19 protein-coding genes are annotated in these 24403 nt (G+C 68.7%); 10 read left to right on the plus strand and 9 right to left on the minus strand.

Going from position 1 to position 24403, the window contains the following annotated elements; genetic code table 11:
- Window positions 1–290 precede the first annotated feature (290 nt).
- The 5 genes from ASF21_RS09450 to ASF21_RS09470 all read left to right on the plus strand — a co-directional run bounded on the left by ASF21_RS09450 (window position 291) and on the right by ASF21_RS09470 (window position 8817).
- The gene (locus ASF21_RS09450) at window positions 291–1235 is read left to right on the plus strand and encodes an endonuclease domain-containing protein (protein ID WP_055770005.1); all 945 of its coding nucleotides are present in this window, start codon (window positions 291–293) and stop codon (window positions 1233–1235) included.
- A gap of 273 nt (window positions 1236–1508) precedes the next feature.
- The gene (gene purH / locus ASF21_RS09455) at window positions 1509–3113 is read left to right on the plus strand and encodes a bifunctional phosphoribosylaminoimidazolecarboxamide formyltransferase/IMP cyclohydrolase (protein ID WP_055770754.1); all 1605 of its coding nucleotides are present in this window, start codon (window positions 1509–1511) and stop codon (window positions 3111–3113) included.
- 171 nt (window positions 3114–3284) lie between these two features.
- On the plus strand, window positions 3285–5507 hold the full coding sequence (locus tag ASF21_RS09460; protein ID WP_055770008.1) for an NADP-dependent isocitrate dehydrogenase: 2223 nt from the start codon (window positions 3285–3287) through the stop codon (window positions 5505–5507).
- A gap of 170 nt (window positions 5508–5677) precedes the next feature.
- Window positions 5678–6715 (plus strand): hypothetical protein, encoded by a 1038-nt coding sequence (locus ASF21_RS09465; protein ID WP_055770011.1) that lies wholly within the window; start codon window positions 5678–5680, stop codon window positions 6713–6715.
- A gap of 599 nt (window positions 6716–7314) precedes the next feature.
- Window positions 7315–8817: a hypothetical protein gene (locus ASF21_RS09470; RefSeq protein WP_157365833.1), complete on the plus strand. Its 1503-nt coding sequence runs from the start codon at window positions 7315–7317 to the stop codon at window positions 8815–8817.
- 80 nt (window positions 8818–8897) lie between these two features.
- Here ASF21_RS09470 and ASF21_RS09475 read toward each other — a convergent pair whose 3' ends face one another.
- From ASF21_RS09475 to ASF21_RS09510, 8 genes are all read right to left on the minus strand, one after another.
- Entirely contained in the window at window positions 8898–9977 is a 1080-nt protein-coding gene (locus ASF21_RS09475; RefSeq protein ID WP_055770018.1) for a Gfo/Idh/MocA family protein, read from the minus strand.
- A 159-nt stretch (window positions 9978–10136) separates the two neighbouring features.
- Window positions 10137–11240 (minus strand): sugar-binding protein, encoded by a 1104-nt coding sequence (locus ASF21_RS09480; protein ID WP_055770021.1) that lies wholly within the window; start codon window positions 11238–11240, stop codon window positions 10137–10139.
- Window positions 11241–11316: 76 nt separating this feature from the next.
- A complete protein-coding gene (mmsB, locus tag ASF21_RS09485; protein ID WP_055770024.1) occupies window positions 11317–12618 on the minus strand; it encodes a multiple monosaccharide ABC transporter permease in 1302 nt (433 codons plus the stop codon).
- Between the two features lie 25 nt (window positions 12619–12643).
- Complete coding sequence (gene mmsA, locus ASF21_RS09490; protein ID WP_055770027.1) at window positions 12644–14182, minus strand: multiple monosaccharide ABC transporter ATP-binding protein; 1539 nt, start codon at window positions 14180–14182, stop codon at window positions 12644–12646.
- Between the two features lie 124 nt (window positions 14183–14306).
- A complete protein-coding gene (locus ASF21_RS09495; protein ID WP_055770029.1) occupies window positions 14307–15530 on the minus strand; it encodes an ROK family transcriptional regulator in 1224 nt (407 codons plus the stop codon).
- Window positions 15531–15562: 32 nt separating this feature from the next.
- Complete coding sequence (locus ASF21_RS09500) at window positions 15563–16081, minus strand: gamma carbonic anhydrase family protein (RefSeq protein ID WP_055770032.1); 519 nt, start codon at window positions 16079–16081, stop codon at window positions 15563–15565.
- 40 nt (window positions 16082–16121) lie between these two features.
- Window positions 16122–16991, minus strand: a complete 870-nt coding sequence (purU, locus tag ASF21_RS09505) for a formyltetrahydrofolate deformylase (protein WP_055770035.1) — start codon at window positions 16989–16991, stop codon at window positions 16122–16124.
- Window positions 16992–18161: an FAD-dependent oxidoreductase gene (locus tag ASF21_RS09510; RefSeq protein ID WP_082471408.1), complete on the minus strand. Its 1170-nt coding sequence runs from the start codon at window positions 18159–18161 to the stop codon at window positions 16992–16994.
- Between the two features lie 343 nt (window positions 18162–18504).
- On the opposite strand from ASF21_RS09510, the gene glyA reads away from it, so the two are divergent.
- The 5 genes from glyA (at window position 18505) to ASF21_RS09535 (ending at window position 23548) form a co-directional block, all read left to right on the plus strand.
- Window positions 18505–19812 (plus strand): serine hydroxymethyltransferase, encoded by a 1308-nt coding sequence (gene glyA, locus ASF21_RS09515; protein WP_321166891.1) that lies wholly within the window; start codon window positions 18505–18507, stop codon window positions 19810–19812.
- A 153-nt stretch (window positions 19813–19965) separates the two neighbouring features.
- Entirely contained in the window at window positions 19966–20856 is an 891-nt protein-coding gene (locus ASF21_RS09520) for a bifunctional methylenetetrahydrofolate dehydrogenase/methenyltetrahydrofolate cyclohydrolase (RefSeq protein WP_055770039.1), read from the plus strand.
- Between the two features lie 55 nt (window positions 20857–20911).
- The gene (locus ASF21_RS09525) at window positions 20912–21853 is read left to right on the plus strand and encodes an ABC transporter ATP-binding protein (protein ID WP_055770042.1); all 942 of its coding nucleotides are present in this window, start codon (window positions 20912–20914) and stop codon (window positions 21851–21853) included.
- Window positions 21846–22718, plus strand: a complete 873-nt coding sequence (locus tag ASF21_RS09530) for an ABC transporter permease (protein ID WP_055770046.1) — start codon at window positions 21846–21848, stop codon at window positions 22716–22718. The genes ASF21_RS09525 and ASF21_RS09530 overlap by 8 nt, the downstream gene beginning before the upstream one ends.
- The gene (locus ASF21_RS09535) at window positions 22715–23548 is read left to right on the plus strand and encodes an ABC transporter permease (RefSeq protein ID WP_055770049.1); all 834 of its coding nucleotides are present in this window, start codon (window positions 22715–22717) and stop codon (window positions 23546–23548) included. The genes ASF21_RS09530 and ASF21_RS09535 overlap by 4 nt, the downstream gene beginning before the upstream one ends.
- 144 nt (window positions 23549–23692) lie before the next feature.
- On the opposite strand, the gene ASF21_RS09540 is transcribed toward ASF21_RS09535, so the two are convergent.
- Entirely contained in the window at window positions 23693–24397 is a 705-nt protein-coding gene (locus ASF21_RS09540; RefSeq protein WP_055770052.1) for a class F sortase, read from the minus strand.
- Between the last annotated feature and the right edge of the window lie 6 nt (window positions 24398–24403).

A 24403-nucleotide genomic window follows, 5' to 3' on the forward strand; every position in this document is an offset into this window, starting at 1 on the left:
TGTCCGGGCCCGCGGCTGGGCCGAGAAGACAGACGTGACCGCCAATGACCCCTTGTGCCGGTCATGTCTGCCCTCTCGACGATGGCCGACGTCGTTCCTTGCCCAGCGCCGTTCCTTGCCCGGCGCCGTTCCTTGCGCCGGTGCTGTCCGGGCCCGCGGCTGGGCCGAGAAGACAGACGTGACCGCCAATGACCCCTTGTGCCGGTCATGTCTGCCCTCTCGACGGGCGATCACTGGGCCGACCCTGTGGAGAACGTCGATGCTCCGATGCGCGGGCGCACTATGGGGCGATGCCGACAGATCCTTACGCAACGGCCCTGCTGAACCTGACCTCGACGCGGTGCTTCTCGGTGGAGGCTGCCCGCGACCTCGGGATCCCCGCCAGTGTGCTCCGCCGCTCCCACTACCGGCGCACGACACGGAGCCTCCGTGTTCTCGATGCTGCACCCGCCGATCTGTCCGACGTCGTCGCCTGCCTCGCAGCGCTGACGCCGGGCACGGTCGCGAGCCACCAGACGGCTGCGGTCCTGTGGGGGCTGCCGCTTCCACGCCGATCGGTGGATGGACTCCTGCATCTCACCCGATCGACGGGGTGCTCGCGGCCGCGCAGGTCCGGCGTCGTGGGTCACGTCGCGAGGCTGGGCCCGGGCGACGTCGCCACGGCGTACGGGGTGCCGCTCACCTCGCCCGAACGCACCTGGTGCGACCTGGCCGCGACACTTCCAGTTCCGGAACTCGTCGCACTGGGTGACGCGCTGCTTCGCCGATGGGATGCTCCGCGGCGGCCCGCAGCCATCAACGCACCGGACCCTCTCAGCAGCGTCGAGGCGCTGGCGGCAGTCCTTGCCCGGCGATCGGGCGCGCGGGGACTGGCTACCGCGCGAAAGGCGCTGCCGCTCCTCCGATCGGGAGTCGACTCCGCGCCGGAGAGCCTGCTCCGGTTGCTCATCACCGACGCAGGACTACCCGAACCAGAGGTGAACCAGTGGATCCTGGACAGCGCTGGGCGGCGCGTGTCGCGACCGGATCTGCAGTACCGCGCGCGGTGCATCGCCCTCGAGTACGAAGGGGAACACCACCTCACCGACCCTCGCCAATGGGCGCGGGACATCGAGCGTGACGACCGCCTGCGGGCACTCGGATGGATCGTGCTGCGCTTCACGAAGAGACATCTAGGCGCCGGCCGCGACGACGGGCTGGAGCGGATCCGGCAGGCGCTGGCGCTGCGAGCGTGACCCGCGGCACCGACGCCGGCGATTTCCGTGTGGCTCCCTTACGACGTTCGCCAGGACGAGAGGACAGAAAAGACCGGGGGACGACGTATTCATCGGTCTTTTCTGCCCTCTCGACGCGAGACCCGGTGAGAGAAGCCCGGCGCGAGACCCGCACCTTGACGCTCACCGCCGGCAGGCCAGGAACGCTGCCGCGGCCCCTTCCATTCGACGCCGGGAGCGGCACCTATACACTTGTGGGCGACCCCCCAGCGAAGCAATGTGACGGAGATCTGCGTGAGCCTGACCCACCTCGACCGTGTCCCCATCCGCCGAGCACTGATCTCGGTGTTCGACAAGACCGGTCTGGAGGAGCTGGCGCAGGGCCTGCACCGCGCCGGCGTCGCCATCGTCTCGACCGGCTCGACGGCGCAGCGCATCGCCGCAGCGGGCGTGCCCGTGACCGAGGTGTCCGAGGTCACCGGTTTCCAGGAGACGCTCGACGGCCGGGTTAAGACCCTCCACCCGAAGGTGCACGCCGGGATCCTCGCCGATCGTCGCCGCCAGGAGCACATCGACCAGCTCGCCGAGCTCGACATCGAGGCGTTCGACCTCGTCGTCGTCAACCTCTACCCCTTCGTCGAGACCGTGCGGTCCGGCGCTGAGCCGGACGCCGTCGTCGAGCAGATCGACATCGGCGGACCCGCCATGGTCCGCTCCGCGGCGAAGAACCACCCCTCGGTCGCGATCGTCGTGGACCCCGCGCGGTATGCGGACGTCGTCACGGCCGCCGGTGAGGGCGGCTTCGATCTCACGGCACGACGCCGGCTGGCCGCGCTCGCCTTCGCCCACACCGCGGCCTACGACACCGCCGTCGCGTCCTGGACGGCCGAGCAGTTCGACACGGACGAGGAAGCCTTCACCTTCCCGGGGTACGCCGGTCTCGCCCTCGAGCGGTCCGAGGTACTGCGCTACGGCGAGAACCCGCACCAGCAGGCCGCGCTGTACGTCGAGAAGGGAGCCACGCCCGGCATCGCCCAGGCCGACCAGCTCCACGGCAAGGCCATGAGCTACAACAACTTCGTCGATGCCGACGCCGCGCTGCGCGCCGCCTTCGACTTCGACGAGCCCGCCGTCGCGATCATCAAGCACGCCAACCCGTGCGGTGTGGCCGTCGGGAGCGCAGACGCGGAGGATCCGATCGCGGACGCCCATGCCAAGGCGCACGCCTGCGACCCCGTGTCGGCGTTCGGTGGTGTGATCGCCGCGAACCGCGAGGTGACCGCGCGCATGGCCGCCACCGTGAAGGACATCTTCACCGAGGTCGTCATCGCTCCTTCCTTCTCCGGGGAAGCCGTGGAGATCCTCTCGCAGAAGAAGAACATCCGCCTCCTGACGCTGCCCGACGGCTACGGCCGCAATCCGGTCGAGTTCCGTCAGGTGTCCGGGGGAGTGCTCATGCAGGTCGCGGACACGCTCGACGCCGACGGCGACGACCCCGCACGCTGGACGCTCGTCGCCGGTGAGGCTGCCGACCCGGCGACCCTCGCGGACCTCGCCTTCGCCTGGAAGGCCTGCCGCGCCGCGAAGTCGAACGCCATCCTGCTCGCGTCCGACGGCGCGTCCGTCGGAGTGGGCATGGGGCAGGTCAATCGTGTGGACTCCTGCCGCCTCGCCGTCGAGCGGGCCAATTCCCTCGCCGGGACCGCGCGGGCCCGCGGGTCAGTCGCCGCGTCCGACGCTTTCTTCCCCTTCGCCGACGGATTGCAGATCCTGCTCGACGCCGGCGTCCGCGCCGTGGTCCAGCCGGGCGGCTCGGTGCGCGACCAGGAGGTCATCGACGCGGCGAACGCGGCCGGGGTCACGCTGTACCTGACCGGAGCCCGTCACTTCTTCCACTGACGCCTCAACGGGTCGCCGGGCGGACACCACCGCGCGGCGACCCGCGCCCGTCAACGCCGCCGTTCCGGGGCGCATACCGTTAGGTGATGCCCGAAGGACCTCGGTAGGTTAGAGCAGATGGGCAACCCCCAACCGACCGCACAACGCAAGAGCACCAGGGAGAAGCCACCCATGGCCAAGATCATCTACACCCACACCGACGAAGCGCCGATGCTGGCCACCTACTCGTTCCTGCCGATCATCGAGGCGTTCGCGTCCACGGCGGGCGTCGAGGTGGAAACCAGGGACATCTCGCTCTCCGGCCGCATCATCGCGCTCTTCAACGACCGCCTCCCCGAGGACCAGCAGGTGGCTGACGCGCTGGCCGAGCTCGGCGCCCTGGCGAAGACGCCGGACGCCAACATCATCAAACTGCCGAACATCAGCGCCTCGGTACCCCAGCTGAAGGCTGCGATCGCCGAGCTGCAGTCGCAGGGCTATGCCCTCCCGGACTACCCCGACCACCCCGCCACCGACGAGGAGAAGGACGTCCGCGCGCGGTACGACAAGGTCAAGGGCAGCGCCGTCAACCCCGTCCTGCGCGAGGGCAACTCGGACCGCCGCGCCCCGGCGTCGGTGAAGAACTACGCGCGCCAGAACCCGCACAGCATGGGGGCCTGGACGCCGGAGTCGAAGACGAACGTGGCGCACATGACGAGCGACGACTTCCGTTCCAACGAGCAGTCCGTCGTCATCCCCGCCGAGACGACCGTCAGTATCCAGCACGTCGCCACCGACGGCACCGTCACCGAGCTCAAGGGCGCCTTCCCGGTGCTGGCGGGAGAGGTGCTCGACGGCACGGTCCTGCGCGCCGATGCCCTCAACGCCTTCCTCAAGGCCCAGGTGGCCCGGGCGAAGGACGAGGGCGTACTGTTCTCGGCCCACCTCAAGGCCACCATGATGAAGGTCTCGGACCCCATCATCTTCGGCCACGTGGTTCGCGCCTTCCTGCCCGAGCTGTTCGAGACCTACGGCGAGCAGCTCGCGACGGCGGGCCTCAGCCCGAACAACGGCCTCGCCTCGATCATCGGTGGCCTCGACAAGCTCCCCGAGGACGTACGCGAGGGTGTCCAGCAGCTCATCGCCAAGGGCATGGAGGACGGCCCGGCGATCGCGATGGTCGATTCCGACAAGGGCATCACCAACCTGCACGTCCCCAGTGACGTGATCGTGGACGCTTCCATGCCGGCCATGATCCGCAGCTCCGGCCACATGTGGGGGCCGGACGGCGAGGAGGCGGACACGCTCGCCGTCATCCCCGACAGCAGCTACGCCGGGATCTACCAGGTCGTCATCGACGACTGCCGCGCGAACGGCGCCTTCGACCCGACCACCATGGGCACGGTTCCCAACGTGGGCCTGATGGCCCAGGCGGCCGAGGAGTACGGCAGCCACAACAAGACGTTCGAGATCCCTGCCGCCGGGAAGGTCCAAGTCGTCGACGCCGACGGCGCCGTGCTGATTGAGCACGACGTCGCTCCGGGTGACATCTGGCGCGCCTGCCAGACCAAGGATGCCGCGATCCAGGACTGGGTGAAGCTCGCCGTCACGCGCGCCCGCGCCTCGGCGACGCCGGCCGTCTTCTGGCTCGACAAGGGCCGCGCCCACGACGCCAACCTCATCGCGAAGGTCGAGGAGTACCTGGCAGCCAACGACAGCGACGACGTGACGCTCGAGATCATGACGCCGGTCGACGCCACCGCGTTCACGCTCGAGCGCATCCGCAAGGGCGAAGACACCATCTCGGTGACGGGGAACGTCCTCCGCGACTACCTGACGGACCTCTTCCCCATCCTCGAGCTGGGCACGAGCGCCAAGATGCTCTCCGTGGTGCCCCTCATGAACGGTGGCGGGCTCTTCGAGACGGGCGCCGGCGGGTCCGCTCCCAAGCACGTGCAGCAGCTCGTCAGGGAGAACCACCTGCGCTGGGACAGCCTGGGCGAGTTCCTCGCCCTCGCGGTCAGCTTCGAACACCTGGCGACGACGACGGGGAACGAGCGCGCGCAGGTCCTCGCCGACACACTGGACCGAGCCACGGGGACGTTCCTGCTCGAGAACAAGTCGCCGAGCCGCCGCGTGGGCGAGATCGACAACCGCGGCAGCCACTACTTCCTCGCCCGCTACTGGGCCGAGGAGCTGGCGAAGCAGGAGCAGGACGCGGCGCTGGCCGAGAGCTTCGCGCGCGTCGCCGAGGCGCTGACCGGCAACGAGGACACCATCGTGGCCGAGTTGCTCGAGGTCCAGGGCCGCCCGGCGGACATTGGCGGGTACTTCCACCCGGACGTCACGAAGGTCAGTCAGATCATGCGCCCTTCCGCGAAGCTGACCGAGGTCCTCGCGATCCTCGCCCCGTAACACCCCACCGAGGGATCGACAGCCGGTGGTCCGCTTGTGCGGACCACCGGCTTCTTCGTGAAACCCGTCATTTACAGGCCGCACTCCGCGGGTCTATGGTTGCACCACGGTCTCAGCCTGGGGGTGCATGTGCGATGAAGATGCGGAAGCGTCGGTCTCTCGCCACCTCTGTGCGCCTCTCACTCCTCGTCGGCGCCGGTGCCCTCGGATGGATGGCCCTCGGTGCGTCGGGCGCCTCCGCCGCCGACCTCCCCGCCGAGCGCGGCCTGCTCGGGTCCGTGACGGACGTCGTCGAAACGACGGCGGCTCCCGCCCTCGCTGCTGTCACAGAGCCCGCTGCCCCGCTGGTGGCCGCGACAGGTCTGCAGCAGACACCCGTGCTTCCGCTCGTCAGTGACGTCGCCGCCCGCGTGCCCCAGCTTCTCTCGGAGCCTGTCGGCTCGGTGCTGTCACCCGTGACGACGACGGTGGACCGGACCCTTGCGCAGGTGCCCGTCGTCGGACAGATCGTTCCGACGGGAACGGTCACCGGGATCACCACGCCGGTGACCGGCATCGTGGACGGCGCCGTCGGTGGCGTCGTCGAGCCCGTACTCGGGGTCGTTGCTCCCGTGACCGATATCGTGGCCCCCGTGGTCGAGGCGCTGCCCGTGCCAGTGGCCGTACCGCCGGTCGCCGTGCTGCCGTCCCCGGTGGTGACCGCTCCTGTCGCCGTCGTGCCGCAGGCGCCCGTCCCCGCCGAACCGGTTGAAGCCGTCGCAGTTCCGGAGCCGGCCGTGCCGACTGCCGGCTCCGCGCAGACTCCGGTCACCAGGGACGCCTCGGCCGATCCCGCGCAGGCGGCGAGCCGGATCGCGACCCCTGCGGCGATCGGAGCGATTGGCTCTCTTCCCGCTGACCTCGTTCCCTCGGCCCCGGTATCGACCGTTCTCGAGCGTCTGGTCGAGCCACTCACCAGCGTTGCGGGCGCGACCCTGACCGCCTGGGTCGCCTCGACCGACGAAACGTCCGGGGCCCTCCCGACCGTCCTGTCGTCCTTCTCGGGCGGGACGTCGTCCATGACGGGTGCGGGTTCGGCGGCACCGCTCGCGGCACTCGCTGCAGCCGCATTCCTCGTCGTCCTCCTGCTGACCGGACGGCGCGGTCACCCCGCGAACGCTGACCTTCCGTCCGGCCCCAGTTTCGATCCCGGCTCTTCTCCCGATTAGTGGTGGCCTCGCCGTGCTCTCGCGCGGCTGACGGCTCACGGTGCCACACGCACCTCCACACCACTTTCATCACCAGGGAGAACATCATGCGTACATGCGTGCAGCGAGGCCTCTACGGAGTCCTCCTAGCCGGGGGTGTCGTCGTCCTCGGAGCAGGAGCAGCGACAGCTGCGGACCTGTCATCATCGTCGACGACATCACTGACGGCGCCAACCACCGGGATATTCACAGCGGGGGCGGAGGCAGGCCTTGCCGCCGCCATCGTTGCGCCACTGCAGGCGGGTACGACCAGCGGGGCGATCATCGACATCACCGCGGTGGCCCTCGGCGCCTCATCCGGCGCCTCTCCAGGCCTCGCGGGCTCATCCGACGGTCTGTTGGACGGCGGCCTCCTCAATGGGGGCCTGCTGAACGGGAACGTGGTCTCTCCGGAGGTCGTGGTACCCGTGAACGTGTCGGGAAATTCGCTGTCGGTGGTCGGGGATTCATCGTCGACCGGGACGTCGGGTTCGACCGGTTCGACCAGCGGTTCTGCCCCGGTGCCTGCCCCGGCCCCAGTCGGGAACAGCCTCCTCGGCGGGGGTCTGCTGGATGGGAACGTGATCTCTCCTGAGATCGTGGTGCCCGTGAACGTGTCGGGGAATTCGGTGTCGGTGGTCGGGGATTCATCGTCGACCGGGACGTCGGGTTCGACCGGTACCGGAGGCACGGGTGGGACCGTGGGGGGTCCGACCGGTGGGTTCGTCGACGGCGGGATCCTCGACGGCGGGATCCTCGACGGCGGGATCCTCGACGGTAATGTCATCGCACCTGTGGTCACTGTTCCGGTGAATGTCAGCTGCAATGGCGTGACCCTGATCGGTGACAGCTCCTCGCATTGCACCACCGGCTCGGCCGGGGGCACGACGGGTGGCAGCACGGGTGGGACCGTGGGGGGTCCGACCGGTGAGCTCGTCGACGGCGGGATCCTCGACGGGAATGTCATCGCACCTGTGGTCACTGTTCCGGTGAATGTCAGCTGTAATGGCGTGAGCCTGATCGGTGACAGTTCCTCGGATTGCACCACCGGCTCGGCCGGGGGCACGACGGGTGGCAGCACGGGTGGGACCGTGGGGGGTCCGACCGGTGAGTACGTCGACGGCGGGATCCTCGACGGGAATGTCATCGCTCCAGTGGTCACTGTTCCGGTGAATATCAGCTGCAATGACGTGACCCTGATCGGTGACAGCTCCTCGGATTGCACCACCGGCTCAGCCGGGGGCGCGACGGGTGGCAGCACCGGCGGAAACACCGGCGGGAACACCGGCGGTGGCATCCTGGACGGCGGGATCCTCGACGGGAATGTGATCGCTCCTGTGGTCACCGTTCCGGTGAATGTCAGCTGCAATGGCGTGAGCCTGATCGGTGACAGCTCCTCGGATTGCACCACCGGCTCGACCGGGGGCACGACGGGTGGAAACACCGGTGGAAACACCGGCGGAAACACCGGCGGGGGCATCCTGGACGGCGGGATCCTCGACGGGAACGTCATCACACCGGTGATCACCGTGCCGGTCGTGATCGGATGCAACGGACTCACCCTGATTGGGGATAGCAACACCGAGTGCGGGACGGGCTCAACCACGCCGACGACGCCGACGACGCCGACGACTCCGACGACGCCGACGGCGCCGACGACGCCGACCACCCCGACGACGCCGACCACCCCGACGACGCCGACGACTCCGACGACTCCGACGACTCCGACCACGCCGACGACCCCGGCCAGTCCGACGACGCCGACCACCCCGACCGATCCCGCAGATCCGGGTACCGGCGGGGCCCCCACGGGCCCCACGACCCCCGGATCAGTCCCCACGGGAACAGGTACACCTGCACCGGGCACCGTCTCGGTCGCCAGCGGCACCGTGAAGGTCACCGCTGCGGCCGCGTCGCTGTCACCCGGCAAGACAGCCGGCCAGGCGGCGGGGGCAGTCACCGCCCCGACGGCGCTGGCTTCGACGGGCTTCGCCGAGCAGCACATCGTCCTGTTCGGCTCGCTCCTGGTGCTCGGTGGCCTGGGTGGGCTGGTGCTCGCGCGCCGCGGCAGGGCATCCGTCTAGGCGGATCTGACGGGACGAACGAAAGGACGGGCCCCGGCAGCAGTGGCTGCGGGGGCCCGTCCTTCGGCGCGCCGGTTGGCTCAGGCGTCGTCGTTGGCGTACCGGAGCCCGATCTGCGCCCGGACGTCATCCAGCAGGTGCATGGTCCTGAGAGTGTCACTGATCGGCATCGTCGGGCTCTCCGTCAGGCCCTCCTGGATGCAGCGGGTCACCTCGCGCAGCTCGTAGGTGTACCCGGCGCCCACCTGCTCGAAGTGCTCCACGCGGACCTTGTCGGGCCCTGCATTGATCGTCAGTTCCCGGGGGTTGTGCAGCGGTCCGCCGCCGGTCTTCAGCCAGCCCTCGGACCCGCAGACGGTGGCCTGACCCGGGCAGGACGCGATGAACGACGACGACAGCTGCGCATAGGCTCCGTTCCCATAGCTGAGCGTGACCGCAGCCTGCAGGTCGACGCCGTCGTCGTTGAGGGTGCCCACCGCAGACACGGAATCGGGGAAGCCGAGCGAGCCGAGCGCCCAGGTCAGCGGGTACACGGTGAGGTCGAGGAGGGCGCCGCCTCCGGCCTTCGGATCCCACAGCCGGCTCGTCGGATCCTCCGGCGCCGCGAAGCCCAGATCGCCCTGCACCCACCGGATGTCACCGAGCTCGCCGGCGTGGATGATCTCCCAGGCGCGGTTCACGCTCGGCAGGAAGCGGGTCCACACCGCTTCCATCATGAACAGTCCGCGCTCGGCGGCGAGGGCGGCGAGTTCCTCGGCCTCGACGGCATTGATCGTGAAGGGCTTCTCGCACAGGACGTGCTTGCCGCCGGTCAGTGCAGCCTTCGCAACGTCGTAGTGCTGCCCGTGCGGCGTGGTGATGTAGACGACGTCGACGTCGGGGTCATCCACGAGGCGCTGGTAGCCGGCCACGTCGCCGTCGTTGCCGTAGCTGGTGGCGAAGCCGAAGCGCTCGGCGAAGGCTGCTGCGCTCTCGGCACTGCGGGAGCTGACCGCGTGGAGCACGGCATCCTCGAGCAGGGCGATGTCCGCCGTGACCTTGGAGGCGATGCCGCCGGTGGCGATGACGCCCCACTTCAGGGGTCGGCCCGTCGCCGTGATCGGGCTGGGGGCGCCTGCTTCCGCGCAGGGGGGAACGGCGATTCTGGTCTGAGGGTTCATGGACCTATCCTTGCCGCTGACGGGTGCCGCGTCCATCGGCCTGCGCCGGATGGGCGAGGAACCGCACTCGCGTGCATCCTTCCCTCCGGCCGGTGCACGAAAAGATGCCCCGGCCGAAGCCGGGGCATCTCCTCAAAACTGCTGTCGCTCGAACCTGGACTACGGGTTCGTGATCGCCGACAGCGTGGGGTCGTCGGCGTAGGCGTCCGCCGCGTTGTCCTTGGTGACGATCTGCGGCTCGAGGAGGAATGCGGGAACGGTCTTCACGCCGTTCTCGTAGGAGTCGGGATCGTTGATCTCGGGCTCCTCGCCGGCCTGGAGGTTGCCGACCATGGTGATCGACTGCTCCACGAGTGCGCGGGTGTCCTTGTTGATGGTGGAGTACTGCTTGCCCTCCATGATGGACTTCACGGACTCGACCTCGGAGTCCTGGCCCGTGACGACCGGCAGGGTCTTGCCGGCACCTTCCACGGAGGTCAGGATCGCACGGGCGAGCGTGTCGTTGGGGGAGAGGACGCCGTCGAGCTCGGTGGAGCCGTAGCTGCCGGAGAGCAGCGTGTCCGCACGCTTCTGGGCGTTCTCGGCCTTCCAGCCCTGGGTGACAGCCTGCTCGAAGGTCGTCTGCCCGGAGGCGACGACGAGGTTGCCGTTGTCGATCTCGGGCTGGAGGATGCTCATGGCGCCGTCGAAGAAGACCTTCGCGTTGGCGTCGTCGGGTGATCCGGCGAAGAGCTCGATGTTGTAGGGGCCTTCGGGCTTGGCGGCCTTCATGCCGTCGAGGAGGGCCTGGCCCTGCAGCTCGCCGACCTTGAAGTTGTCGTAGGCAACGTAGTAGTCGACCGCGTCGGTGTTCAGGAGCAGGCGGTCGTAGGCGATGACCGTGATGCCGGCCTCCTTGGCCTGCGCGAGCTGGGTGCCGAGCTGGGCGCCGTCGATGGCACCGACGATCAGGACCTTCACACCGTTGGTGATCATGGAGCTGATCTGGTTCTGCTGCTCGGAGACACCGCCGTTGGCGAACTGCACGTCCGGCTCGTAGCCGGCCTCGGTCAGGCCGTCGTTGAACAGCTTCTCCGCGAGGACCCAGTTCTCCGAGGTCTTCTGGGGCAGTGCGACGCCGATGGAGGAACCTGCCTCGAAGCCCGTCGCAGCGGCGGATTCTCCGCCTTCCGTGGCCGGGGCCGCTTCTTCGCGACCGCAGCCGGTCAGCGCCAGTGCTGAAATCGCAGCGATCGCTGCGAAGGACTTTGCGAACTTACGCATTGCTTTCTCTTTCTGTTGCTCGTGCTCTGGTGGACGGGTGGAGCATTGGGTCCGGGTGCCCGGTAGTGGCGGGCGCCTAGACGTCGTGGGAGATGACTTCCTTCGTTCCGACGGCCTGCTCCGTGGGAGCGGGTTTCGGGGCTTCGGCGTCGGCCTTTCGGCTGCCGCCACCTCCGCCGAAGTTCCTGGTGAGCAGGCCGATGATCGACGGCTTGCCCTGGCTCTTGTTGTAGACGTCGAAGGCGACCGCGACGAGGAGGACGATGCCCTTGATGATCTGGGTGTCGTCGGCGCCGGCTCCGAGCAGCTGCAGGCCGTTGTTGAGGACGGCCATCACGAGTCCGCCGATGATCGAACCGACCACGGTGCCGACGCCGCCGGTCACGGCCGCGCCACCGATGAAGACCGCCGCGATGGCGTCCAGTTCCCATCCGACGCCGTCGGACGGCCCGGATGCCGTGGACCGGCCCACGAAGATCATCCCGGCGAGCGCCGCGAGGATCGACATGTTCATCATGACCATGAAGTTCACGCGCTTGCTCTGCACGCCGGACAGCTCGGCGGCGTGACGGTTGCCGCCGACGGCGTAGACGTGGCGGCCGAGGATGGTCTTGTTCGAGATGAACGCGTAGATGATGACCAGGACGCCGAGGATCAGGCCGGGGACGGGGAAGGAGGTGCCCGGACGGCCCGTCGCGAAGAGGTACGTCGCGTACAGGATGACGGCGGAGAGCAGGACGACCTTCACGATGGGCACCCAGGTGGGGGGCACCGTCGCGCCGATCTTCTCGAGCTTGCGACGGCCGCGGACTTCGCTGTAGACGACGAACGCGACGAGTGCGAAGCCGATCAGCAGGGTCAGGTTGTTGTAGCCGAGATCCGGTCCCACCTCGGGGAGGTAGCCCGCACCGAGGTAGCGGAAGCCCTCGGGCACCGGCACGGTGAGGGAGTTGCCGACCGACTGGTTGGCACCCCGGAACAGGAGCATCCCCGCGAGGGTCACGATGAAGGCCGGGATGCCGACGTAGGCCACCCAGAAGCCCTGCCAGATGCCGATGACCGCACCGAGCACGAGGCCGAGGAGGACGCCGAGGTACCAGGGGATACCCCAGTCACGCATCGCGATGGCGACGACGATGCCGACGAAGGCCGCGATGGAGCCCACCGAGAGGTCGATGTGCCCGGCGATGATGACGAGCACCATGCCGATGGCGAGGATCAGGATGTAGGAGTTGCCGTTGAACAGGTTCATCATGTTCACGGACGTGAGTGTCTTGCCGCCGGTCTGCCACTGGAAGAACACGACCAGCGCGACCAGGGCGAAGATCATCCCGAACTGGCGGGTGTTCCCGCCGAAGATTTGTTTGAAGGAATTCATGGTGTGTCTTTCCTAGGAGCGTCGGTCAGGCAGCGGTTCGGCTGGCGGTCATGCGTTTCATCAGGGACTCCTGATTGGCGTCCTCGCGGGTCAGTTCCCCGGTGATGGCGCCTTCGAAGATCGTGTAGATGCGGTCGGAGAGGCCGAGCAGTTCAGGCAGTTCGGAGGAGATGACGATGACGCCCTTCCCCTGGTCCGCCAGTTTCTGGATGATGCCGTAGATCTCGTACTTCGCACCGACGTCGATCCCGCGCGTGGGCTCGTCGAGGATGAGCAGATCGGGGTCGGTGAACATCCATTTCGCGAGGACCACCTTCTGCTGGTTCCCGCCGGACAGCTTGGCCACACCCTCGTTGACGCTCGGCGTCTTGGTGCGCAGCGACTTCCGGTATTCCTCGGCGACGCGGAACTCCTCGTCCTTGTCGACGACGAGGCCGTGCGTGATGCGCTGCAGGTCGGCCGAGACCGTGGTGGTCTTGATGTCGTCCAGGAGGTTCAGTCCCAGCGACTTGCGGTCCTCGGTGACATAGGCGAGGCCGGCCTTGATGGCCTGGGGCACCGAGCGCAGCGTCACCTCCTTGCCGTCGATGAGGATCTGCCCGGACTTGAAGTTCCCGTAGGAGCGGCCGAAGACCGAACGCACCAGCTCGGTCCGCCCGGCGCCCATCAGCCCGGCGAAGCCGACGATCTCGCCACGTCGGACGTGGAAGCTCGAGTTCTTGCAGACGAGGCGGTCCGCCACGGTGGGGTGGGCCACGGTCCAGCCGCGCACCTCGAAGAACGTCTCGCCGATGTTGGGCGTGTGGTCGGGGAACCTCGACTCGAGCGAGCGGCCCACCATGCCTCGGATGATGCGGTCCTCGTCGACGCCGTCGTCCTTGACGTGAAGCGTCTCGATCGACTTGCCGTCGCGGATGATGGTGATCGAGTCGGCGATCTGCTCGATCTCGTTGAGCTTGTGCGAGATCATGATGCAGGAGATCCCCTTGGACCGCAGGCCCGACATGAGGTCCAGCAGGTGCTGGGAGTCCGATTCGTTGAGGGCCGCCGTCGGCTCGTCGAGGATGAGCAGCTTCACGGACTTGTTGAGTGCCTTCGCGATCTCGACGAGCTGCTGCTTGCCCACCCCGATGTCCTTGACCTTCGTGATCGGGTCCTCGCGGAGCCCCACGCGGGCCATCAGCTCGAGAGTGGTCCGGTTCACGTAGTCCCAGTCGATCACGCCGAACCGGGTGGGCTCGTTCCCGAGGAAGATGTTCTCGGCGATGGACAGCTCGGGGATCAGCGCGAGTTCCTGGTGGATGATCACGATCCCGGCCGCTTCGCTGGAGCGGATGTCCTTGAACTGGACCTCCTGGCCCTGGAACACGATGTCGCCGGAGTAGTCGCCGTAGGGGTAGAGGCCCGAGAGCACCTTCATGAGGGTGGACTTCCCGGCACCGTTCTCGCCGCAGATGGCGTGGATCTCGCCGGCCCGGACCTCGAGCGAGACGTCGGAGAGGGCTTTGACTCCCGGGAACTCCTTGGTGATGGAGCGCATCTCCAGGATGGTGTGGTTGTTCATGGGGCCTCCCGCGGCGACGGCGTTGTCTTGGTGCAGGCCAACCTCGACCCGAAAGAATTGAACACGCTGGTATGCCTTGTCGTCAACTGTTGAACACAAAGCACGGAGAAAACAGAGGAAAACTTCAGGCTGAGCTGGCGAGCGCGGGAGCGAGCCCCTGCTGTGCCAGGACGACGGCGGCCGCTCCGAGGGCTTCGGCGCGATCGCCGAGCGAGGACATGCAGACGTTCGTCGTGTCACCGATGATCGGCACGGCGTGCCGGGCGAGGCCACGCCGCACGGGCTCCAGCAGGATCTCCCCGAGACCGGTCAGGGGCCCCCCGATGACGATCGTCTCGGGGTTGATGAGGTTCGCCATGTGCGCGAGTGCGCGGCCGATGGCCACGCCGGCGTCGTCGATCACGCGCAGCGCCGCGGTATCACCGGCGAGCACCCAGTCGATGATCCGCTGCGTGTCCACCGTCTCGTTGCTGCCCCGGCCGAGGAGTTCGATCATGGTGGACGTCGATGCCACCGTCTCGAGGCAGCCGCGGTTGCCGCACCGGCAGATGACACCCTGTTCGTTGATGGTCGTGTGGCCCAGCTCGCCGGTCACCCCGACGTTGCCGTAGTACAGCGAGCCGTTCAGCACCAGCCCGGCACCGATGCCCGATCCCACCTTCATGAACATCAGGTTGTCGACAGCACTGTGTGGGCCCCAGGTCACCTGTGCCAGGGCGCCGAGGTTCGCGTCGTTGTCGATGAAGACGGGAACCCGCAGTCGTTCGCTGAAGGTCTCGTGGATGTTGATGCCGACCCACTCCGGCAGGATGGCGCCCTGCACCACGGTTCCGGTGCGCCTGTCGATCGGCCCGGGGATGCCGATCCCGGCACCGAGGAGCGCGCGGCGGCGGATGCCCCCGTTCTCCAGGAGGGAATCCAGGAGGTCGGACGCCGCGGTCAGTCCGTCGACTGCACTGTGCCCGAGGGGGAGCGCGACGGACGCCTCCTGCAGCACGCGGTAGTTCGGGCTGGCGAGGACCACCCGGAGGTGGCGGCGCCCGATGTCGATCCCCGCGGCGACCTGCCCGTTGTCGTTGAGGATCACCGAGAGGGCGCGGCGGCCGGAACTCGTGGTGGGTGCGGTACTGACGATGCCGGTCGCCGCCATCACCTTGACGATGTTGGAGACCGTCGCCGTCGAGAGGCCGGTCTGCCGGGAGAGTTCGGCCTGGGTCTGCGGCCCGCCGCTCATCAGTGCCGCGATGACGCGCTGCTGGTTCTGCTCGCGCAGTGCGGACTGGGAGCCCGGCTTGGGAAGCGGGGCGCTCAGGCTTGTCCTCGCCGTCGAGGGGGAGTCTGCGGGCATGATCCCAAGGGTGCCGTAGCTCCCGCTTGTAGTCAAGAAGTTAACGCTTGGCGGTACTCATGGGCGAGAAGCCTGTAGTCGGCAGCGTTCGCTCGGACGCCGTCCACCTCGCCGTCGTCCAGCGTCCGGCGCACCTTCGCGGGGACACCGGCGACCAGGGAGCGGGGCGGGACCACCGTGCCCTCGAGCACGACGGCGCCGGCCGCCACGAGGGAGCCGGTACCGATGACGGCGCCGTTCATGACGGTCGCGCTCATGCCGATCAGGCAGTCGTCCTCGATGGTGCAGCCGTGCACCACGGCACTGTGGCCGACACTGACGCGGTCGCCGATGCGCGCCGGGAAACCCGGATCGGCATGCACCACCACATTGTCCTGGAGGTTCGTCCCCTCCCCGACGCTGATGGAGGAGGTGTCCGCGCGCAGGGTGGCGCCGAAGAACACGCTCGCGTGCCCGCCGATCGTCACCTCCCCGATGAGGGAGGCGGTGGGGGCGACGAAGGCGGAGTCGGAGACGCGGGGAGTCCTGCCGCGGAAGGTGTGGTTGGCCATGCCGCCAGCCTAGGCGACCCCTCCCGCGGCGGCGGGACGATCAGTTGAAGACGATGGTCCTGCGGCCGTCGAGGAGGACGCGCCGTTCCGCGTGCCACTGCACGGCCTGCACCAGGGCGCGGCCCTCGAGTTCCCGGCCGATCGCGGTGAGCTGCTCGGCCGTCCGCGCGTGGTCCACGCGGATGACCTCCTGTTCGATGATCGGGCCCTCGTCCAGGGCACCCGTGACGTAGTGGGCTGTCGCACCGATGAGCTTGACGCCGCGGGCATGGGCCTGGTGGTAGGGCCGTGCCCCCTTGAAGGACGGCAGGAACGAGTGGTGGATGTTGATCGCCCTGCCCAGGAGGTCCCCGCAGAGCCGGTCACTGAGGATCTGCATGTACCGCGCCAGGACCACCAGTTCGATGTCGTGCTGCCGCATCAGCGCACGCAGTGCGTCCTCCGCCTCGTCCTTGGTCTCCGGCGTGACCGGGATGTGGTGGAACTCGATGCCGTAGAAGGCGGCGAGGTCCTCGAGGTCCCGGTGGTTCGACACGATGACGGGGATGTCGATGGCGAGGGTGCCCGAGCGGTGCTGGAAGAGGAGGTCGTTGAGGCAGTGCGCTGCTTTCGAGACCATGATGAGGGTCCGGGTCCGGCGGGAGGCCTCGTTGAGCGACCACTCCATGCCGAACTCGCGGGCCACCGGTTCCAGGGCGGTGCGGAGCGCGTCCGCGGACGCCTCCGTGGTCAGGGCGACGCGCATGAAGAACGTGCCCGTCTCCGGGCTGCCGTACTGCTGGGATTCCGTGATGTTCGCGCCGAGTCCCACGAGGGCGCCGGAGACGCCGTGGACGATTCCCGGCCTGTCGGGGCAGGAGAGCGTCAGGGAGTAGGACGAGGGCGGACGGGAGGTCTCGGGGGAGGTCACCTACGCCAGATTACCGGCCACTGCCCGCCCGGCGCCCGCGCGGAGCCGTGTGACGGCGGCGACCGCCGCCGCGCGTCCGGCGCGGGAGGCCCCGAGGGTCGAGGCGGACGCACCGTAGCCCACGAGCAGGAGTCGGGGCTCCTTCGCCACATGGACCCCGTCCATCTGGATGCCGCCCCCGGGTTCGCGGAGGCGCAGCGGTGCGAGATGGTCCAGGGCGGCGCGGAACCCGGTGGCCCACAGGACGGCGTCGACGGGTTCCACCGACCCGTCCGCGAAGACTGCCGAATGCTCGCGGAGTTCGGCGAGGGGCCCGCGGGAGACCAGGATCCCGGCGTCGATCCCGGCCCGGTACTGCGCCGTGAGCGACAGCCCGGTGACGGAGACGACGCTGGCGGGCGGCAGCCCCGCGGCGGTCCGTGCGTTGACCGCCGCCTCGACCTCGCGACCCCACTCCGGATCGAAGGCGCGGCGCGTGAACGACGGCGGTCGGCGTGTCGACCAGACGGGTGCAGCTCCGGCCTCGTGGAGCTGCAGGACGAACTGCACCGCGGACGTACCGCCGCCGACGACCAGCACGCGCTGTCCCTCGAACTCCGCTGCCGAGCGGTAGTCGTGCGTGTGGAGCTGCCGGCCCGCGAAGACGTCCCGGCCGCGGTAGTAGGGCCAGTACGGGCGGTCCCAGGTACCGGTCGCACTGATGACGACGTCGGCGATCCATGTGCCCGCCGTCGTCGTGATGCGCAGCGGTCCGTCTCCGTGGCCGGACGAACCGGCCGGCCCGTCCTCCGGCTCCACCGCCAGGACGGAGACGGGACGGTGCACGGGGAGGTGGAAGGTCCGCTCGTACGCGCCGTAGTAGCGGGACACGACATCGGCCGCCGGTTCCTTCGGGTCCGGTGTTCCGAGCGGCAGGCCGGGCAGGTCGTGGAGCGCGTGGGCGGCGTCGAAGGTGAGGGCGGGCCAGCGGTGCAGCCAGGCGCCACCGGGCGCCGGATTCGCATCGAGGACGACGACGTCGCGCTCTGCCTCCAGCCCCCGGCGCAGGAGGTGGTAGGCACTGCTGAGGCCGGCCTGGCCGGCGCCGATGACGAGGACGCGCACGCGCCCGGCGCCACCGGTCCCTGCGCCCGCCTGCACCGGCGTATCACCGGGGGTTGTCCGGTCCATCGCGTCCCACCTCTCCTGGCGGTCCCGGTCTCCGGGCCCGCTCACTCTCAGCGAACGGCCGGGCAGTGGTGACTATTCCGGGCTCCGCGTCATCGCGTGGCGGTCGCCGCTCGGGAGCGGCTAGCATGGGAGCGTCGCGACTGGCGTAGGGTGGGCAACCACCAGGAAGCGGCGTGGAGCTGCCGCCGTCCTCCGGGCGCGGCGCGGACTTCCAGTGCAGACCACGGATCGCACGCCTGGGCCGCGGGTCACGTTTCATGAGCGGCCGGGGCACGGACCAGCGGTCCGACGCCCGCCCGCGACTCAAGCTGACCTCGTGCGAGACCCAGAGAAGGATCAACCGATGACCACGTCGCCCATGGCCCCGTCCCACTCCGCAGCGGATACCGTCACCAACGCGCCCCTGTCCGAGGTGGATCCCGAGATCGCCGCCGTCCTCCGGGACGAGCTCGCGCGTCAGCGCGACACCCTCGAGATGATCGCGTCGGAGAATTTCGCTCCGCGCGCGGTCCTCGAGGCCCAGGGCAGTGTCCTCACGAACAAGTACGCCGAAGGGTACCCGGGACGTCGCTACTACGGCGGCTGCGAGCACGTCGACGTCGCCGAGAACCTCGCGATCGAGCGCGTCAAGGCGCTCTTCGGTGCAGAGTTCGCGAACGTCCAGCCCCACTCCGGCGCCCAGGCGAATGCCGCCGCACTCTCCGCGATGATCAAGCCCGGTGACAAGATCATGGGCCTCTCCCTCGCCCACGGCGGACACCTCACGCACGGCATGAAGCTCAACTTCTCCGGGAAGCTCTACGAGGTCGCGGCGTACGGCGTCGAGGAGGACACCCACCGCCTGGACATGGACCGCGTGCGGGCCCAGGCGGTCGCCGAGAAGCCGCAGGTGCTGATCGCCGGCTGGTCGGCCTACCCGCGGCAGCTCGACTTCGCCGCCTTCCGCTCCATCGCCGACGAGGTCGGCGCTCTCCTCTGGACCGACATGGCCCACTTCGCCGGACTCGTCGCGGCCGGCGTCCACCCCAGCCCGGTGCCCTACTCCGACGTCGTCACCTCCACGGTGCACAAGACGCTGGCCGGTCCCCGCTCCGGGGTCATCCTGGCCAAGCAGGAATGGGCCAAGAAGCTCAACTCCAACGTCTTCCCGGGACAGCAGGGCGGTCCGCTCATGCACGTGATCGCGGGCAAGGCCACGGCCTTCAAGATCGCCGGATCGCCCGAATTTCGTGAGCGCCAGGAGCGTGTCCTCGAGGGCGCTCGCATCATCGCCGAGCGCCTCACCGGGTCCGACGTCGCCGAGCACGGCGTCTCGGTCCTCACCGGTGGAACCGACGTCCACCTCGTCCTCGTGGACCTCCGCAACTCCTCGCTCGACGGGCAGCAGGCCGAGGACGTTTTGCACTCCGTCGGCATCACGGTCAATCGCAACGCCGTGCCGTTCGATCCCCGCCCGCCCATGGTGACCTCCGGCCTCCGCATCGGCACGCCGGCCCTCGCGACCCGCGGCTTCGGCGCCGCCGAGTTCACCGAGGTCGGGGAGATCATCGCGGCCGCCCTGAAGCCGTCGCCCGACGTCGTGGCACTGCGCGCGCGCGTCTCCGCGCTCGCGGCGGACTTCCCGCTCTACCCGGGCCAGGAGGAGTGGTAGATCCGATCCCACGCGCCGCCCTCTCCTCGAGGGCGGCTGCGTCACCGGACTTCGACATCCCCGCCGCGGAATGCTGCTTCACCGGCTGCTGCGACCGCGGCAAGGCATTCCTGCTCGAACAGCTGGACGAGCGACCAGAGAAGGATCCCTCCCATGAACAACGCCCGCATCCTTGACGGCAAGGCGACCGCCGCACGCATCAAGGAGGAACTGACCGAGCGCGTGAGCGCCCTGCGCGAGCGTGGGGTGACCCCCGGGCTCGGCACCGTCCTCGTCGGCGACGATCCCGGAAGCCACTCCTATGTCGCGGGCAAGCACCGCGACTGCGCCCAGGTCGGCATCACCTCGGTCCGGCGCGACCTGCCGGACACCATCACCCAGGAGGAACTCGAGGCAGTCCTCGACGAGCTGAACGCCGACGACGCCACGACCGGCTACATCGTCCAGCTGCCGCTTCCCGCCCATATCGACACCAACGCCATCCTCGAACGCATCGATCCGGCGAAGGACGCGGACGGCCTGCACCCGACCAACCTCGGGAAGCTGGTCCTCAACGTCAACGCGCCGATGGACTCACCCTTGCCGTGCACCCCGCACGGCATCGTCGAGCTCCTGCTCCGCCACGACGTCGAACTGAAGGGCCTCGACGTGCTCGTCGTCGGCCGTGGTGTGACGGTCGGCCGCCCGCTCGGACTGCTGCTCACCCGGAAGCAGATCAACGCGACGGTGACGCTGGCGCACACCGGGACGGCCGACCTCGCCGATCATCTCGGACGGGCCGACGTCGTCGTCGCCGCGGCAGGGATCCCGCACATGATCGGCGCGGACCAGGTGAAGCCCGGGGCGATCGTCCTGGATGTCGGCGTGAGCCGGGTGGAGGACCCGGAGACGGGCAGGGCGAAGCTCACGGGCGACGTCGATCCCGCCGTCGCCTCGGTGGCGAGCTGGCTGTCGCCGAATCCCGGGGGAGTGGGGCCCATGACCCGTGCCATGCTGCTGACCAACGTCGTCGAGGCGGCGGAGCGTTCGGCTGCCGGCAGCTAGTCCGCGCAACACCCATTGGCTTCTACCAATGGGAGTTCTCGCCTAGGCTGGGCGAGTGCCCACACTCTCCGCCGGTCCGCCGGTCATCTCCGCCCGTCAGCTGAGCAAGCACTACGGTGACTTCAAGGCCGTCGACGGCATCTCCTTCGAGGTCCCCGCGGGGGAGTCCTTCGGTCTGCTCGGGCCCAACGGTGCCGGTAAGTCGACGACCATGCGCATGATCGGCGGGGTGTCACAGCGGACCTCCGGAGACCTCACCATCATGGGGCTCGATCCCGAAGAGCACGGCCCGGAGGTGAGGGCGCACCTCGGGGTGGTGCCGCAGCAGGACAACCTCGACGAGGAACTCAGGGTCCGCGACAACCTCCTCGTCTACGGCCGCTACTTCGGTCTGCCCATGAGCTACCTGAGACCGAAGGCGGACGAGCTCCTGGAGTTCGCGCAGCTCACGGAGAAGGCGTCCGCGAAGGTGGACGCGCTCTCGGGCGGGATGAAGCGCCGCCTGACCATCGCGCGGTCGCTCATCAACGAGCCGAAGATCCTGCTGCTCGACGAACCCACCACCGGGCTCGACCCGCAGGCCCGGCACATCCTCTGGGACCGGCTCTTCCGCCTCAAGGAATCCGGCGTGACCCTGATCCTCACCACGCACTACATGGACGAGGCGGAGCAGCTCTGCGACCGGCTGGTGGTCGTCGACAAGGGCCGGATCATGGCGGAGGGATCCCCTGCTCAGCTCATCCGCGAGCACTCGACGCGGGAGGTGCTCGAGCTGCGCTTCGGCTCGGAACGCAACACGACCGTCGCCGCCGAACTGCAGGGCATCGGTGCCCGGCTCGAGCCGCTGCCCGACCGCGTCCTCATCTACGCCCAGGACGGCGAAGCCGCCCTCGAGCAGGTCATCTCGCGGGGCCTCCGTCCGATCACCTCCCTGGTCCGCCGCTCCTCGCTCGAGGACGTCTTCCTGCGCCTGACGGGGAGGAGCCTCGTTGACTGAGCGGGTGCCCACCACCGACGGCGCGGTGACGGCTCCGCCGTACCGGCTGCACGCCCACAAGCCGGAGGTCTCGGCGTCCCGGGCGCGCGCGTTCGGCTCCTGGTACTACGCCGAGCACGTCCTGCGGTCCATGAACAGTTACCGGTGGACCCTCCTCGCCTCGAGCATCGGGACGCCGGTGATGTACCTCTTCGCCATGGGGATCGGCCTCGCGACCCTCGTCGACCGGAACTCGGCCGGCGCCTTCGGCGAGGTCAGCTACCTCGCCTTCATCGCCCCGGCCCTCCTGGCCTCCGCGACGATCATGACCGCGGCCACCGAGTTCACCTATCCCGTGATGGACGGCTTCAAGTGGCGGCGCGTCTACTACGGCCCGCACGCTTCGCCCCTGAACACCGACCAGATCGTGCAGGGCCACATCATCGCCGTCACCGTCCGGCTGACGGTCACCACCATCATCTACTTCGTCATCGTCGCGGCGTTCGGAGCCTCACCGTCCGCCGCCGGCCCCGTGGCCATCCTCGTCGCGGTGCTGAGCGGCCTCGCCTTCGGGCTCCCGCTCATGGCCTACTCGGCCCGGATCGAAGAGGACAAGGGGCAGTTCGCGCTCGTCATGCGGTTCATCGTCACGCCGCTGTTCCTGTTCTCCGGGACCTTCTTCCCGCTCGACACCCTGCCGGTGTTCCTCCGCTGGATCGGCTGGATCTCGCCGTTGTGGCACGGCACCGAGCTGGGCCGGGCGCTGACCTACGGCTACGAACTCCCCCTCTGGCTCGCCGCGGTGCACGTGCTGTACCTCGTGGTGCTCGCCGTTGTCGGACTGAAGCTGGCCCGCGCGGTGTACGCGAGGAGGCTGGGGAAATGAGCGTGCACCTCACCGCGCAGGACTACGCGCTGGAAGGGTCCAGGCGACCGCTGGCGGCGCTCTACTCCCGTAACGCCCGGGCCGTGATCGCGCGCGGACTGCTCGCCACGCGCAGCAGCAACTGGCTGGTCATGGTCTCCGGGTTCTTCGAACCCGTGCTCTACCTCGTGTCCATGGGGGTGGGACTGGGAGCGCTCGTCGGGTCGGTCGAGGGCCCCAACGGTGAGCCGATCAGCTATGCCGCCTACATCGCGCCGGCACTCCTCGCGGTGTCCGCCATGAACGGGGCGGTCTACGACAGCACGTGGAACGTGTTCTTCAAGATGAACTTCGCCAAGCTCTACCAGGGCATGCTCTACACGTCGTTGGGTCCGCTGGACGTCGCGATCGGGGAGATCTTCCTGGCCCTCCTGCGCGGCGCCATGTATGCCACCGGCTTCACCGCGGTCATGGCGCTCATGGGCCTCATCACCACACCGGTGGCGTTGCTCATGATCCCGGCGTCCGTCGTGATCGCCTTCGGCTTCGCGTCCTTCGGAATGGGTATCACGAGCTTCATGAAGACCTTCCAGCAGATGGAGTGGGTCAACTTCGTGATGCTGCCGATGTTCCTGTTCTCGGCCACCTTCTATCCGCTGAGCGTCTACCCGCAGGGAGTCCAGTGGTTCATCCAGGCCCTGCCGCTGTGGCACGGCGTGGAACTGCTGCGTCAGATCAGCATCGCCTCCTTCACCCCTGCCGCGGCGGTCCACCTGAGCTACTTCCTGGTGATGATCGCCGTCGGCATGCTGCTCACCACCCTCAGGCTGCGGAAGCTGTTCCTCAAGTAGGTCCGGCGGTCTGCGGTCAGGACGCCCGGGACGCAGGACGTGGGACACCGTATCGATCCGGAGTCCTGCCTTGGACGACGGCGGCGGCGGGGCTGTGGCCCCGCCGCCGGTCGGAGCGTCCTGATGCCGCCCGGGTAGCCGGCCCTAGAGAACCAGGGTGGCGTACACCACGTAGTTGTCGTCGAACTCGCCCGTGTCGGGGTTGTAGCCGTCGCACGTGATCAGCCTGAGCTCAGAGCCGGGCGTGTTCCCGTACACCGTGAGGGTCGGGAAGTCGTTCTTCTGGTACGCCTCGCCGCGCTGGAACTCGAACACCGCGGTCGTCCCGTCCTCGCGGACCACGGTGATCCGATCGCCGGCCTTGAGGGCGCGGAGATCGGCGAAGACACCCTTGCCACCGTCGGTCGCGTTGACATGGCCGAGCATGACGGCCGGTCCGCGGTCGCCCGGGGTGGGCGACTGGTCGTACCAGCTCGCGGGTGCTCCGGGTCCGTCAGGTGGCACCTCGAGACTGTTGTTCTCGCGGAGGCCCAGGGCCAGCAGGTCGGTGCGGACACCGATCGAGGGGATCTCCAGCGTGACCGGGGCGGAGGCGGGAAGGACGTCGGGACCTTCGGATGCGACCGGGGCGGGTGCCGCAGCGGGCGCGGAGGACGGAGCGGCAGTGGGCACGGCCGTGGGCGCGGGGCTCGGTGCCTCGATCGGTGCCGCGCTCGTCACCGCGGAGGACGACGACGGGGCCGGCGTCGAAGCGGGAGCATCGGCCGATCCGCAGCCGGCGAGGAGAAAGAGGGCGGCCACCGCCGGGGCCGTGAAGCCCCAGCGATGGCCGGTGTTCCTACTGATCATGTGGGA

It is taken from the genome of Arthrobacter sp. Leaf234 (assembly GCF_001422665.1).
In the GTDB taxonomy this organism is placed as follows: domain Bacteria; phylum Actinomycetota; class Actinomycetes; order Actinomycetales; family Micrococcaceae; genus Arthrobacter_D.